Origin of the sequence: Emticicia sp. (genome assembly GCF_043780375.1) — a bacterium.
Classification (GTDB): domain Bacteria; phylum Bacteroidota; class Bacteroidia; order Cytophagales; family Spirosomataceae; genus Emticicia.
Window position 1 is genome coordinate 58,873 of the sequence record NZ_JAYWCU010000115.1, and the last position, 15,128, is coordinate 74,000.

Consider the following 15,128-nt stretch of genomic DNA (forward strand, 5'->3'; position numbering starts at 1 on the left):
TTTGCATCTGAAATAAAGTTGATTACCTTTCTAAGACAATCAGAAATACTTTTACCTATGACGAGTTTTATGAGCGATGCCAATTGTATCGCTCATTTTTTATGCTTGTTTCAGAAATTCAATCATTTTGGCAACAGCCAAACCTCGGTGGCTAATTGGGTTTTTTTCTTCGATATTCATTTCAGCAAATGTGCGGTCATAGCCATCAGGAATAAAGAGAGGGTCGTAGCCAAAGCCTTTTGAGCCTTGCTTTTGATGAATAATTTTTCCACGAATAATTCCTTCAAAATGATGAGCTATTCCATTGGTAATCAGGGTAATAACACATCTAAATTGTGCAGAACGGTTTTCGATTCCTTCAAGATTTTTCAGCAGTTTTTGCATATTATTCTCATGGTTTCCATGTTCGCCTGCGACAGGCGTTCCCGCATAACGTGCCGAGAAAACACCTGGTTCACCATCAAGGGCATCGACTTCTAAACCCGAATCATCAGCTAGGCAATTGAGCTGGAAACGCTCCCAAATGTACATAGCTTTTTGCAGCGAATTTCCATCAAAAGTATCGGATGTTTCGGGAATATCGTCAAAGCAACCAATTTCATTTAAAGTCTGTAATTGAAATTTTTCGCCAAGAAGTGATTGTAATTCTTCTATTTTATGGGTATTGTTGGTTGCGAGGCAGAGTTTCATTTTGATTATAAAAAAGTGTAGGGGTCCAAAATTTTGAACCCCTAAGTTATATATTCTTCGAGTAAGTTTTTATATCAGCAATGGGCATGATAAAGTTGTGCTTTTACACAGTCATCATCCCATCTTTCATTTTTTCGGCATTATCAGCAATGCGAAGTTGCTCAATGAAACCGCCAATTTCTCCTTCCATAACGGTTGGTAAATTATAAACTGTATAGCCAATTCGGTGGTCGGTTACACGACTTTGTGCATAATTATAAGTTCTGATTTTGTCCGAGCGGTCGCCTTTGCCAATCAAGCCTTTTCGTTCGGCGGCAATGGCATCGTTATGTTTTGTCATTTCCATTTCGTATAATCTCGAACGCAAAACAGACAAAGCTTTTTCACGATTTTTGATTTGTGAGCGTTCATCTTGGCAAGAAACGGTAATTCCTGATGGAATATGCACCATTCTGACGGCAGAGTAAGTAGTATTTACCGACTGCCCACCCGCACCTGACGAGCAAAAAGTATCAATTCTTACATCATTCATGTTGATTGACAAATCAACTTCATCGGCTTCGGGCATAGCAGCAACCGAAGCTGCCGAAGTATGTACACGTCCTTGAGACTCTGTGGCAGGTACTCGTTGCACACGATGCACACCTGACTCAAATTTGAGCTTTCCATAGACATCATCACCTTCAACCTGCACAATAATTTCTTTGTAGCCGCCAGATGTTCCTTCGTTGTGGTCGAGCAAAGTCATTGACCAACCTTGTTGTTTTTCGATATAACGTTGGTACATTCTGAATAAATCTCCTGCGAAAATTGATGCTTCATCTCCTCCAGTTCCTGCACGAATTTCGAGAATCACATTTTTACTATCATTTGGGTCTTTCGGAATCAACATTTCTTTCAAAACTGCTTCCAACATATCTCTTTGTGGTACAAGTGAATCTAATTCTTCTTTTGCCATCTCACGCATTTCTTCGTCTTTTTCGTTGGCAACGATGTCTTTAGCTTCCTCCACGTTCGACAATATATTTTTATAAATATTCAACTGAGCTACGATTTTATCTAAATCTTTGTATTCTTTGCTCAAGCGAGTAAATTTCGTCATGTCCGATACTATTTCTGGCATCGTCATTTGTTGCGAAACTTCTTCAAATCGCTCTCGTATTGCTTCTAATTGCTCTAACATGGTAATCTCAGTGAACACTTAACAGTAAACAATTAAAAATATTTACCGATAATTATTGTTTATAAAATTTAATAAACCTACTTCGTAGAAATGATAACGATTTTTTTTAATTAACCATTCACCATTTTACATTTATCATTAATTTAATAAGTCTTTTTACATTGACTCAAAACCAATTGATTTAACTTAATATAAGCATCATCACCTGCTTTTTTTGCCAACTCCATCGATTTTTCAGCGTTCGGAATTGCCACAATACAATTATTTTGTTTGGCTGCAATTCGAGCTACTAACTGGTACGTCCAATATTCTTTACTTTTTTCTAACACTTTATTTGCCCAGCCTAATGCTTCATCAAGTTTAATGCCTTTTTGGTAATAATAATCTGCTGCCGAAAAATAAGTATCACTCGTTACCTCTGTTTTTGATGTTTTTTCGGCAATTTCTGCCATGATTTTTTCTTCAACTTTTTGTTCAATTTTAAATCTAACCTCGGTACTTTCCCATTTGATTGATAAAAAAGCACTTGTTGGGGTAAATTCTACAAAATCAATGGTCATTTGTTCGGTAAATTCTTGTGGTTGAATAGGCTGAACATTGAATCGAATAATGTCTTTTTTTATATCGTAGCCATAAGAACCCCATTGTTTATCATCACTATTGAAGATTATCATCCAATCGCTTTTCCCTGGAATCGTATAAAGACCATAGCTTCCTCTTTTCAGAATCGCTCCATTAACCAATACATCATCATCGAATTTGACAGATGTAATTTTGTTTGCACCTGTACGCCATATTTTTGCATAAGGTACCAAATCGCCAAAAATCTTGCGACCTTTTACCGAAGGGCGACTATAATCAACAGTTATTTTGGTAAGTCCGAGCGTTTGTGTGAGCATTGCTGATGGACTTGCCGCAGGTGTATTTATTTGGGCAAAACCCTGAATTGATATAAAAGTAAAAATTAAAATTAGTTTAGATCCCAAGCAATTCATTATTAATATTGTTTTGAGGTTAGTATTTTGATGTAAAGTTAAGACATATCTTTTGTTGGAATAATGTTTTAGACTAGTTTTTTATGGTTTGAAGCTATTGACAACTCCTAACAACCCTTTCGTACAAAGAAAAAGGGTCTAAAATAGAGAATTTTAGTTAAGTTTTTAGTGGTAAAATATTTTCAAAATACAATTTAATCTATAAATTGCACTAAAAAACAATCATGTTACGCTATGTTTAATTTATCAACTATTTTGGAGCATCATGCTCACAATTCTCCTAACAAAGAAGCCTTAATTTTTGCAGATAAACGCATTACATTTAGCCAATTGGATGCAGCAACGAATCAAGTTGCCAATGGTTTGAAAAATATCGGCATCGGTCATGGCGATAAAGTAGCTTTGACTTGCCCTAATTTGCCTCATTTTCCGATGATTTATTTTGCAATTTTGAAAACTGGTGCAACAGTTGTGCCATTAAGCGTTTTGCTGAAACGTCATGAAATTGCTTATCATTTGCAAGATTCTGATGCGAAAGCCTACTTTTGCTTCGTTGGAACACCCGAAATGCCGATGGGACAAGAGGGTTACGCAGGTTTTGAAATGACCGATTCGTGTCAAAATTTCTTTATAATTACGCCCTCTCCTGCCGATAGTTCACCCATTGAAGGCACAAAAACAATGGGAATGTTAATGGCGGGACAATCGCCTAAATTTCAAAGTTATTTTACTTCACCCGACGATACAGCGGTCATAATTTATACTTCTGGAACAACAGGTCGGCCAAAAGGAGCGGAGCTGACCCACTCAAATCTTTTCTTGAATGCTAATTTGAGTAAAGATTTGCAAGATTTGGGCTACAATGATAAAGTGATGTTGGTGCTGCCGTTATTCCATATTTTTGGTCAAGTAGTAGGCATGATTGCCAGTATTTACCGAGGTGCTACGGCAGTGCTTGTACCAAGATTTGAAGCAGAAATGGTGCTTAATTTACTTCAAAATGAAAAAATTACACATTTTGCAGGAGTGCCAACCATGTATTGGGGATTGTTGAGTTATCCTGAAATGCATAAATTTGATTTACAAGCGATCAAAAGCACCCTTCGTAAGTGTTTATCAGGAGGTGCTGCCTTGCCTGTACAAGTGTTGAAAGATTTTGAAGCGAAATTTGAAGTGGAGATTTTAGAAGGCTATGGAATGTCGGAAGGCTCACCTGTGGTAACTTTTAATCATCCCGACCGAGTGCGTAAACCTGGGTCTGTTGGAACACCAGTGTGGGGAGTTGAAGTTTGTATAAAAGACGAAAATGGCAACGAACTTGGAGCAAATGAAAAAGGAGAAATTTGTTATCGTGGGCATAATGTAATGAAAGGCTACTACAAACGCCCCGATGCAAATGCCGAAACGATTATTAATGGTTGGCTACATTCGGGAGATATTGGTATCAGAGATGATGACGGCTACTATTTTATCGTTGACCGTACCAAAGATATGATAATTCGTGGCGGCTATAATGTATATCCACGAGAAGTTGAGGAAGTGATGATTCAACATTCGGCTATTTCGATGGTGGCAGTTATTGGCATTGCCCACGACGAATATGGCGAAGAAATAAAGGCTTGTGTTGTACTAAAAGCCGAAATGGAAATTTCGGAAAGAGAACTAATTTCTTGGACAAAAGAGCGAATCGCTTCTTATAAATACCCTCGTGTAGTAGAATTTATGAACACTCTTCCAATGGGGGCTTCGGGAAAAATTTTGAAGCGAGAATTACGAAAATAAAAATAATAGGGGTTCAAAATTTGAACCCCTACAAAATATATTCGGTCTGTAAAATCAATATTTAAATGGCTTTCCACCAGCCATTACTTCTTGTGTTTTTTCATCAAAAGTTACCTTCATACCCGTACGATAAGCGGCAGTTGCCATGATGTTGGCAATTGAATGCGAATAACCTGCTTCAATCGGAGCATTTGGCGTTTTGCGGCTACGTACACATTCCATCCAATTTTTGATGTGGTTGAATGTCAAAGGGTCATTGCCAGTATTCGCATCGCTTGCTACTTTATCGCCTTGTAAGGTCATTTTTGGCAATAGATTTGCCTTCATTCCCATTGTTTTTGCATGACCTTCAGTCAAGCCACCCGTTGAAGAAATTTCGTTGGTATCCAAGTTAATCATACCACCATTAGAGTAATACAATTCTTTAGTATCACCAGCCGCATTTGAGAAACGAGAAGTGAACTGTACTTGGAAACCTGTTTTTGGGTCATTTGCTGGGCCATAGTCGAACACAACCGTCATTGTATCGGCATTGGTACGACCATCTTTCCATTGGTAGATTCCTCCATTAGCAACGGCACTTCTTGGGTGAGCAAGTCCACTAAACCAATGAACCGTATCAATTTGGTGACTCATCCATTGCCCAGGAATTCCTGATGAATAAGGCCAGAAAAGACGATATTCTAAATATTTACGTGGATCGAATGCCTCAAATGGGCGATTCATCAAATAACGTTTCCAATCAATGTCAGCTTCTTTCAAATCTTTCACTAATTCTGGTCTTCTCCAACGCTCTGGTTGGTTTACATTCCACATCAATTCAACCATCACGATTGGCCCAAATTTACCAGATTTGATAAAATCTTCGGCAGCAAAATAGTTTGCTCCACTGCGGCGTTGCGAGCCAATTTGAACGATTTTGCCTGAATCTTTAACAGCTTTCAATACTGCACGAGCATCCGACATTGTTTCTGCCAATGGTTTTTCAGCATACACATCACAACCTGCTTTCACAGCCTCTACGGTGTGCATGGCATGTTGAAAATCGGCGGTACTCATAAATACCGCATCAACCATTTTAGCATCGTACAATTCTTCATTGTTTCTGAATGCTTTTACGTCTGAACCCAATTGTTTTTGGTAAAATGCTTTACCTTCTTCACGGCGGCGACTCCATAAGTCTGATACGGCTACCATTTCAAAGTTCATACTCTTGGCAAGTTCTTTGAACGGCCCTACGTGAGAAGAACGGTGGCGGTCTGAAAAACCGATTGTTCCTACACGCACACGGTCGTTTGCACCGATGATTTTGTTATAACTTTTTGCTGAAAAGCTACCAGTCGGTTTTCCGAAGGCAGAACCTCCAACGGCAACGCCAGCACTTGCAATGACCGATTTGATAATAAAATCTCTACGAGTTGTCATATTTTTATATTGATTGAATGTTATTGACGGGTATTGTTTTATATATTACTTAATTTCTCTAATCTTCATATTCTTAAACGAAACATTATTGCCATGATCTTGAATCAAGATATTTCCTTTATCGCCAGCTCCGAAACCTTTGTATTTTTCGTATTTGCTACGAGCCACCAAAACATTAAAAATATTGCTTTTACGTTCGTATTCTAAGACTTTGAAACCATTGAGCCAATGCTGAACAATATTGTTTGGATAAACAATTACTCTTGCTTGATTCCATTCGCCAATTTTACGTTGGAAACGTTTATCTAATTTATAAGATGGAATCAAATCGTACAAACTTGCCATTGTACGATTGCCAGCTGCACCTAATTTGGCATCTGGGTGGCGTTCGTCGTCTAAAACTTGGTATTCTAAACCGACACCTGATTTTCCACCAGAATCGAAACTTTCATTGATAAAATATTTCACACCAGAGTTGGCTCCTTCGCTCAGTTTGAATTCAAAAACAAGCTCAAAAGCACCATATAGTTCATTTGTTACAATATCATTGCCAGTTTCTGAGCCATCAGATGGGCTTACGTTGATTGTTCCATCTACAACGCTCCAATGTTTTTCGGGCATTTTTGTTCCATGAACAGCTCTCCAACCTGTAAAATCTTTTCCGTTGAAAAGCATTTTGAAACCTTGTGCTTGCTCTTGGGTTGAAAGATTATTTAGTACCAAGTTTACCACAGGACAATTATCAGTTGGACTTGCTTTGAGATTTTCGGTTTGGATTTTGATATTTTTCCAACGAATTTGTGTGCCTTCTTTTTGTTCTTTTCCGATAGCATGAACTTGCAAAGCAATAAAACCTTTGGCGGTCATGTCGTCAATCAAATAAGCAGTTGGAATTCCATTAATAAAAGTGCGAATCGTACTTCCAATCGCTTCGATGCGATAATGATTCCATTGACTTTTCTTGAATGCTTTCTTACCTTCCGTATTCATGTTTGGAATATATAACCAATCACGGCGAGCTTCGTCATAAATGCCACCCGACCAAGCTCGGTCAGAAGGGTCAACTTCTGCTTGGTAGCCATGCACACGACCATTTTGATAATCAGCTTTTGACAAACTTCGGAATTGTACACCAGAATTCATTGAGTTATCGACTTTTAAGTCTAATTCCAAGATAAAATCGCCATATTCCTGTTCGGTACAAAGAAAAGAGTTAGGAGTATTGGCTACGGTAGTACCTACAATTTCGCCATTTTCGATGCTGTATTTTGCTTTTCCGTTGAGTTGTTTCCAGCCTTTAAGGTCTTTGCCATTGAAAAGATTTGCCCATTTTTGGGCATGAACTAATTGTGAATGAGTGAAAGATAAAACAAGTGAATAAATGAGCGTGAAAATTATTTTCTTTTTCATTTGGGAGGAAATATGGGGTTGAATAATGATTCAAAATTAGTCATTTAACGAATACCAATCTAATACCTATTTAACTAAAATTATTAAAATTTTGATATTTAATTGACTAAAAATTATTTTTTGATGCCAAATCTGATGTTTGATCTGATATGAACTAAAAGTTGGTAAAACAAAAAGCGGCAAAGATTGCATCTCAGCCGCTTTAATAAAAATATTAGTTATGACTTTGTCTTAAAATTTTACATTTATCGACTCCAAATATTTTTTACTTGTTTGCCCACATTCAAGAGCCGTACGGCCTTTTACTGGTACAGCATCCAGTTCTATAATATTCCATCCTTTGAATTTTATTTTTTCTAAAGCGTTAAAAACAGCAGGAAAATCTACTCTTCCCTGTCCTAACTCAACAAATTGATAACCCGACTTGCCATCAGATACTTTTGTATCTTTTATGTGTGTTGCATAAAGAATATCTTTGTATTTTATTACAGCCTCAGCGGGGTTTCCACCACCTTGTTTATAATGGGCCACATCGAGCAAAGCCAAAATATAGTCGTGGTTCATTTCATTGAAGATAATATCAACTTCTTCGGGCGTTTCGCCAAGTTGCCCCATGTGGTTGTGATATGAAGGCTGAATTCCTGTTTCACCTTTCACAACTTTTGCAACTTCACTCATATTTTTAGCGTACTTCTTCAATTCTTCGGTTGTTGGAAGGCGGTCTTTCGGACGAGAAGTATTGGTTATTTGCAAAGATTTTCCACCTAAAGCTTTGATGAATTTAGCATGATTGAGATGTGTTTCAATATCTTTAGAAATGTCATTTTGAATACTCACATTTCCACTCGAAAACATCGCTAATGACAACTTATTTTTATCTAAAGTGTCTTTCAAATCTTGAGGTTTATCTTTGAAAGGAGCGTAAGTATTTGCTCTTAATTGAATTCCTTTAAAACCTAATGCCGCAATATCGCTGATAGCAACCAAATCATTTCCGCTCCATGTGATAGCCGAATATGCAATTTTGAATTTAGATTTTGCAGCAAGTGCTTCTAAAGACAAAAAAGAAGAAGCCGTAAGTATTGATGCTTGTGTAAGAAAATCTCTTCTGTTCATAGTTTTGAAGGGTTTAAGTGGTTGAGTGATAGGATATTATTTATAGCCAAAAAGAATTAAAGTTTAGCAACAGACAAGTTTTTGTAATATATTGACATCTCGTTTCCTGGATGTAATTGCAAACCAATTGGTCCACTTTCAGGAATACTTTCAGTGGTATAGTCCATCACTTCAATGCCATTTAGCCAAACCTGATAATTTTTTCCTACTACTTTCACCTTCATAGTATTCCAATCTTCCATTTTCAAAATATCCTTCACTTTGGTTGCTTCTTTAGGATACATTTTCCCGATTACGTATGGCGAAGCAGTCATGTCTCTTTTTAAAGAACCAGAAATTCCGATTTGTACTTGATTTAATTCAGACTTCAAGAAAATCCCAGAATCTACCCGACCGTCGCCCATTTTAAAATCAACTTGGATTATAAAATCTTCGTACTTATTTTCTGTCCAAAGTATAGATCCTTTTTTAGTTGGTTCGCTTTTTACTTTTAGTAAGCCGTCTTCTACCGTCCAACAATTTTTGTCATCAGGCACAATCCATCCTTTCAGGTCTTTACCATTAAAAATCTTCTTCATCTTAGGCTTTTGAGCAAAAACCGAAACAGAGAGAAGCAGAATTAAGATTATTTTATTTAGCATTACACAAAAATTTAAGGTTAATTGAGTCAGTAACAAACTTTAGAGACGGTAGGGTTTTTTATACAAAAGTGCCACAACTTATCAGTGACAATAATTAGTTGTGGCACTTTTATTTTATAGTCTTTTTGTAAAAAAGAGAGAACTCCTCGAAGTGGAGGAGTCTCTCCATTAAACTTTGATGAAACAAAACTACTAATTAATACCCTGGGTTTTGAGCAAATGAAGTAGCTCCACCCTCAGCTCTATCAATTTGAGTTTGGGGAATAGGTCGCAAAACGTGGTAGTCTTTTATGTTTGGGGCTGCTTGCGGATTGAATTTTTTTACTCTTTCCAACAAATTACCCCAACGCTTCAAGTCGAACCATCGAAATTGCTCACCAATTAGCTCACGTTCACGCTCTTCATATATAAAATCCATTGTGGCTTGGGCATCTGTTATTTGCATTTCAGCAACTTTTCCAGGCCACGCAGCTCTTGCTCTTACTACATTTATGTTTTTTGCGGCATCTACTCGGTTTCCAGCCCGTATCTGAGCTTCGGCTAACATTAAATAGGTATCAGCCAAACGCATCATAAAATAATCTCTTCCCCCTTCAAACTGGGTTCTATCTATTCGAGCTGGGTCCATTTGTTTTCTTAAACCCAAGAAAAGGCGTTCGTCATATCTGCTCGGCACTAAAACTTGGTATTTCCTTTTTGCTCTTTCGGCAACAGACATTTCAAATCCTGGCAAAAATATGGTAGTATCCCCCAAAGCATAAGTTACTCTTGGCTTGGACGTATCAAAAAACGTATTATAAGACCCTGGATTATTAGATAGGAAGGTATCATTGAATGTTTTCTTATATCTGCTGTCGTTTTCTCTATCTTTGAATACAACTTCATAGGTATAAGCCGTAGGACGGTATCTTTTAAACGGTCGTCCGTTTTCTGTATCTCGTTGCATTCCTGACTGAGTATCATATTCCATCAAGAAAAACACGTGAGCATTATTACCTCCACCATTGGTAAGTGGATCTCTCGTGTATTGCACCGACATGATAATTTCATCGTTGATTTCATTCCCTAAGCGATGCACAGCAGCAAAATCAGGCAATAATTTTAAGCCATAGTTGCTAATCACACTTTGAAACAACGGAATAGCCTTAGCGAAATCATCTGTGGCTTTTGCTTCAGACGTTGCTTTGGTCAAATACACTTTTCCTAAAAGATTTTCGGCGGCTGGCTTTGTAACTCTACCGTATTGGGCAGACTTTGCCTTTGCTTCCAAGTCTGGAATGGCTTCCATTAAATCTTTGATAATCTGGGTATATTGGTCGGCTACCGTCGCTCTCTTTACTATTTTTGTTGGAGCTAAAGTTTCTGTAAGTCTTAAATCTACCCCTCCGAAGAGTTGAGTTAGCAAAAAATAATGATGAGCTCTAATAAATTTTGCTTCCGCTATCCTTTGTTTTTTGACAGTTTCAGCCACACCATTAATATCTTTTGAACGATCTAAGATGGCATTGCAAGTATTAATACCCCTATAAAATTCGTCCCAAATTTGTTGAACATGCCCATTGCGAGTATCGAAATCGTTGGTATAAGTATTCATAAATTTCCAACTTCCATCGGCACCGTTAGTATAAGTGTCAGTACCAAAAATAGTAAAGTTATTACCTGCCTCCGTGCCGTACCATGTTCTAAGCGTATTATACGCTGCGGCTACAGCATCATCTAATCCTTTGGGGGTATTGATGTAAGCATTTGGAACGTTAGAAACAACACTTTCTTCCAGTATATCACTACAAGCTTGCGAGCCTAATAAGGCTAAAAATAGAAATCCAATTCTACTGTATTTTGATTGTATATATCTTGATAATTTCATTTTTCTATAAATATTAGAATTTAACATTTAAACCAAAGGTGATTGTTCTTATTGCTGGTGAAACGTTTGCGTTTACGTCTCCCCCGCCTACACCTGTTTCTCCATCTACATAGGTTTCAGGGTCAATACCTTTATATTTGCTACGATATTGTGCAAAAATAAAAGGTTGTTGAATACTAGTAAATATTCTAAGGCTTTCCATTTTCATTTTTGAACAAATCGCAGAAGGAACATTATAGCCTAAATTGATATTCCTAACCTTTATGAAAGAACCATCGAAATACAACAAAGATGAATTGTATTTAGGAAATTCTTGCGTAACTACGGGCTGCGGGAACTCATTTGTAGGGTTATTAGGCGTCCAATAATTAATGTTTAGGTTATTATATCTACCTGCCAATTGATTAAAATCATTGTGAAAACGACTTCTGATAAACTGACCAGCACGTGCATATAAAAAGAATGAAAAGTCAAAGCTTTTATAAGTAAACCTGTTGGTCATGCCTATCACAAAATTTGGAACGGCAGAACCCAAAATCTGACGGTCGTCGGCGTTAATTTTCCCGTCAGGACCGTCTATCAAATTACCAGCGGCATCTCTTCCTTTGATGTCTTCGATTCTGATTTGACCCACCTTATCGCCATACTTTGCGGCTTCATCGGCTTGGTCTTTTTGCCAAATACCTATTTTTTTCAAATCATAAAATACCGTTAAAGGCTCCCCTATAAAACGACCAGCGGCTATATCATCTACTTTGCCATTGGCAAGTTCGATAATGGCTTCTTTGTTTTTATTAAAAATAAAATCAGTCGTCCAGACAAAGCCTCCACGGTCAATATTTGTGGTTCCTAAGGTAAGTTCAATTCCTCGGTTGCGGGTTTGCCCGATATTAGTTGTAAATCCGCCAAAGCCTGTAGAAGTTGGCAAAGGTTGTGGTGCCAACAAATCTGTTGTATTAGTTTCATATACTTCCAAAGTACCCGAAATTTTACTGCCAAATAAACTAAAATCTAAACCAGCGTTGGCAGTAGTTGAGTTTTCCCATTTGAGGTCTGGATTTCCTATAGAGCCAGGTCTGTATCCATAAGCGGGAGTATTATCCCAAGCATAAGAAGTACGACCTAACAAAGCCTGAGTTTGGTAGGGATTTATACCCGTATTACCGATGGTTCCGTAGCTCAAACGAAGTTTTAGTTGGTCAATGAACTTAACGTCTTTCAAGAAATTCTCCTTTGTAATATTCCAACCAAATGCAACTGACGGAAAATAACCCCATTTTGTATTGGCACCAAATCGAGACGAACCATCGGCTCTTAAAGTAGCAGTAATTAAATACTTTTCCTTGTAGTCATAGTTTACTCTTCCCATGTAAGACAATAAAGCCCATTCTGTTAGACCTGTGTTAGCCCCCGTAATCTGGCTTGCGTCTCCTAATCTATAATATTGTTGGGTTTCGGCGGGTACACCATTTACAGAAATCGAAGTTCCCTCCAACCTTTCTTTCTGGTACGATTGAAGAGCCGTAACATTCAGATTATGAATCGCTTTGAATGTCTTATTGTAGGTAAGTATGTTTTCTACGGTATAATTTAATCGAATTTCTTCTGATGTACTACCCGTAGCATTTCCTCCTCGGTTAGCATTTGTAAAAGCACCAGTAAACCTACCATTTCTGCCAAAGGTAAAATCTGGTCCAAAGTTTACTCTGTATTTGAGTCCTTTGGCTATATCCCACTCGCCATATATACTATTAAAAGTTCGGTATCTTTTGGTTTCATCTACCTGTGCTCCATCTACGATTTCGGCAAGCGGGTTGGTTCTAAGTCCATCGTTGGTTGGCAAAAAACTTAGTGTTCCATCATCATTAAACGGTTTTCCCAAAGGGTTTTCTTGAAAAGCACCGCCCATTGGGTTATAAAACTCTCCGTTACGTTTGCTTCCCACAAATAAAGAAGAAATACCAATTTTTAACTTATTATTTAGCTTGTGGTCTATGTTTACTCTGAAAGTATATCTCGTGAAATCCTGTTTTTTAATTACGCCGATATCTTGAAATAAGTTACCTGAGATATTAAAATTAGTTTTTGCATCTCCACCCGAAAAGCCTAACTGGTGGCTTTGAATGGTTCCGCCTCGTAGCATGGCATCTACGTAATCAGTAGAAGTTCCTGCTTTTATGTTTGCTACTTCTCTTGGTTCAAAAATTTTGGCATCATCGGCTTCTGTTACAGTTCCCAAAGGATATTGACCAACTGACCTTCTGGACTCACGTTTATACTCTGCAAACTGCTCACCATTCATTACACCCGTTTTGCCCAGTACAGCATTTGCTCCTACGTATGAATCCCACGAAATTTGTGTTTTGCCTGCTTTACCTCTTTTTGTAGTAATAATAACAACCCCGTTAGAGCCTCTTGAACCATAAATTGCTGTTGCAGAGGCATCTTTCAAAACTTCCATTGACGTAATATCACTGGGATTAATGTCGTCTATGCCACTTGAAAGCGGGATTCCGTCCACCACGTATAATGGGTCATTCGAAGCATTGAAAGACCTTCTTCCTCTAATACGGATTTGTGCCCCCCCCCCTGGCTTCGACCCCGCTTGGGTTACATCTACACCTGCGGCACGACCTTGCAAGGCTTGGCGAGCATTAGTGATGGGTAGTTCAGCAATTTCTTTTCCACTTACTGAAGAAATAGAACCTGTCAACTGGCTCTTCTTTTGCGAGCCATATCCAACTACAACCACCTCATTCAACGAGGCGGCATCATCTTCTAAACTTACATCCACAGTTGATTGGCTGCCTACTTTTACCTCTTGTGCTTTGTAGCCAATGTAACTAAATACCAATATAGCGTTGTTAGCTACTTGTGTACTAAATTTACCAGCAGCGTCTGTAATAGCACCTTGTGTAGTGCCTTTTACCGTAACACTAACACCTGGCAATGGAGAGCCACCCGTGTCAGATACTTTCCCCGAGATAGCTCGGCCTTGAGCTTGTGCAAACTGCCAGCTTAATAAGACAGTAAACCCAAGCAATACTTTTTGTAGTAATTGTTTCATACTCAATTAATAGAGGGTTAAATAAATAAAGGATAAAAATACTTTAACTTAAAAAAAGTAAAATTATAATTAGAATAGTTACAAAATTAATTCTTAATTATACTTTTCGCCACTAAAATTTAATCAATTTCTAATATTTTTTTGACGAATTATGCTGAACTTTGAGCAAGAGACGTTAAGATATAGTAATTTAGCTGCTGAAATGTAATACTTATTCACATTTTGTTGTTTGGTGTTCAAATTTTCACTTTGATAAAAAGTGGAAATGAAAGCTTGCCGAATGACCAAAAATGATAAAAAGATGAAACCCCAATTACTAAAGATATCGAATCCTACCGATTCCTCATTCAATTTATTTGTTCAGGACACGCCATATTTTTCTACGCCATGGCATTATCATCCTGAATATGAAATCGTTTTGGTTTTAGAAAGCACTGGTAAGCGATTTGTTGGGAGTAGTATCACCGACTTTAAAACGGGAGACCTTTGCATGATTGGCTCTTATTTGCCTCATTATTACCGCAATGATGATGAATTTTACTCAAAAGATTCTACTCTAAAAGCAAGGTCATTGGTTATTCATTTTTTGGAAGAATTTTTGGGAGACAAGTTTTTGCAACTACCCGAAAGTCAGGCAATTAAGGCACTTTTGGAACGGTCTAAAAGAGGCCTAAGCTTTGGCGAAAAAACGGTCGAGAAAGTTACGCCTAAATTTAAAAATTTGCCAAATTTGGTAGGAATGGCTCGTTTATTAGAAATGATAGCTATTCTTACGATTCTGTGCGAAAGCGAAGACAAACAAGACCTCACAACTAACCCTATATCGCTACGGAATGAAGTTGATTCGGCTCGCATGAACAAGGTTTTTGAGTTTGTGATGCTAAAATATCAAGAAGAAATTCAGTTGAAAGATGTGGCAGACTTGGCAAATATGAGCGAGTCGGCATTTAGT

General features: G+C 37.7%; 11 protein-coding genes. 2 read left to right on the forward strand and 9 right to left on the reverse strand.

Going from position 1 to position 15,128, the window contains the following annotated elements; translation table 11 throughout:
- Positions 1-99: 99 nt before the first annotated feature.
- The 3 genes from ACH2CJ_RS08610 to ACH2CJ_RS08620 form a co-directional block, all read right to left on the reverse strand.
- Positions 100-690, reverse strand: coding sequence for a non-canonical purine NTP diphosphatase (locus ACH2CJ_RS08610; protein ID WP_394992100.1), 591 nt, complete (start codon positions 688-690; stop codon positions 100-102).
- A gap of 103 nt (positions 691-793) precedes the next feature.
- Positions 794-1,873: a peptide chain release factor 1 gene (prfA, locus tag ACH2CJ_RS08615; RefSeq protein ID WP_394992102.1), complete on the reverse strand. Its 1,080-nt coding sequence runs from the start codon at positions 1,871-1,873 to the stop codon at positions 794-796.
- Between the two features lie 143 nt (positions 1,874-2,016).
- The gene (locus tag ACH2CJ_RS08620) at positions 2,017-2,868 is read right to left on the reverse strand and encodes a DUF2911 domain-containing protein (RefSeq protein WP_394992104.1); all 852 of its coding nucleotides are present in this window, start codon (positions 2,866-2,868) and stop codon (positions 2,017-2,019) included.
- 234 nt (positions 2,869-3,102) lie between these two features.
- Here ACH2CJ_RS08620 and ACH2CJ_RS08625 point away from each other — a divergent pair, with 234 nt between their 5' ends.
- Positions 3,103-4,650, forward strand: coding sequence for a long-chain fatty acid--CoA ligase (locus ACH2CJ_RS08625; protein WP_394992106.1), 1,548 nt, complete (start codon positions 3,103-3,105; stop codon positions 4,648-4,650).
- A gap of 54 nt (positions 4,651-4,704) precedes the next feature.
- Here the strand turns inward: ACH2CJ_RS08625 and ACH2CJ_RS08630 are convergent, their stop codons facing one another.
- From ACH2CJ_RS08630 to ACH2CJ_RS08655, 6 genes are all read right to left on the reverse strand, one after another.
- A complete protein-coding gene (locus tag ACH2CJ_RS08630; RefSeq protein ID WP_394992108.1) occupies positions 4,705-6,075 on the reverse strand; it encodes a Gfo/Idh/MocA family protein in 1,371 nt (456 codons plus the stop codon).
- Positions 6,076-6,120: 45 nt separating this feature from the next.
- Complete coding sequence (locus ACH2CJ_RS08635) at positions 6,121-7,485, reverse strand: DUF1080 domain-containing protein (protein ID WP_394992110.1); 1,365 nt, start codon at positions 7,483-7,485, stop codon at positions 6,121-6,123.
- A 231-nt stretch (positions 7,486-7,716) separates the two neighbouring features.
- Positions 7,717-8,601 carry a sugar phosphate isomerase/epimerase family protein gene (locus tag ACH2CJ_RS08640; RefSeq protein WP_394992112.1) on the reverse strand — a complete coding sequence of 295 codons (885 nt, stop codon included), beginning with the start codon at positions 8,599-8,601 and terminating at the stop codon, positions 7,717-7,719.
- Between the two features lie 56 nt (positions 8,602-8,657).
- Complete coding sequence (locus tag ACH2CJ_RS08645; RefSeq protein ID WP_394992113.1) at positions 8,658-9,242, reverse strand: DUF1080 domain-containing protein; 585 nt, start codon at positions 9,240-9,242, stop codon at positions 8,658-8,660.
- Between the two features lie 196 nt (positions 9,243-9,438).
- Positions 9,439-11,109, reverse strand: coding sequence for a RagB/SusD family nutrient uptake outer membrane protein (locus ACH2CJ_RS08650; protein ID WP_394992115.1), 1,671 nt, complete (start codon positions 11,107-11,109; stop codon positions 9,439-9,441).
- 13 nt (positions 11,110-11,122) lie between these two features.
- Positions 11,123-14,176 (reverse strand): SusC/RagA family TonB-linked outer membrane protein, encoded by a 3,054-nt coding sequence (locus tag ACH2CJ_RS08655; RefSeq protein WP_394992117.1) that lies wholly within the window; start codon positions 14,174-14,176, stop codon positions 11,123-11,125.
- Positions 14,177-14,477: 301 nt separating this feature from the next.
- Between ACH2CJ_RS08655 and ACH2CJ_RS08660 the strand changes: the two genes are divergently transcribed.
- On the forward strand, positions 14,478-15,128 hold a 651-nt coding region (locus tag ACH2CJ_RS08660), incomplete at its 3' end, for a cupin domain-containing protein (RefSeq protein WP_394992119.1).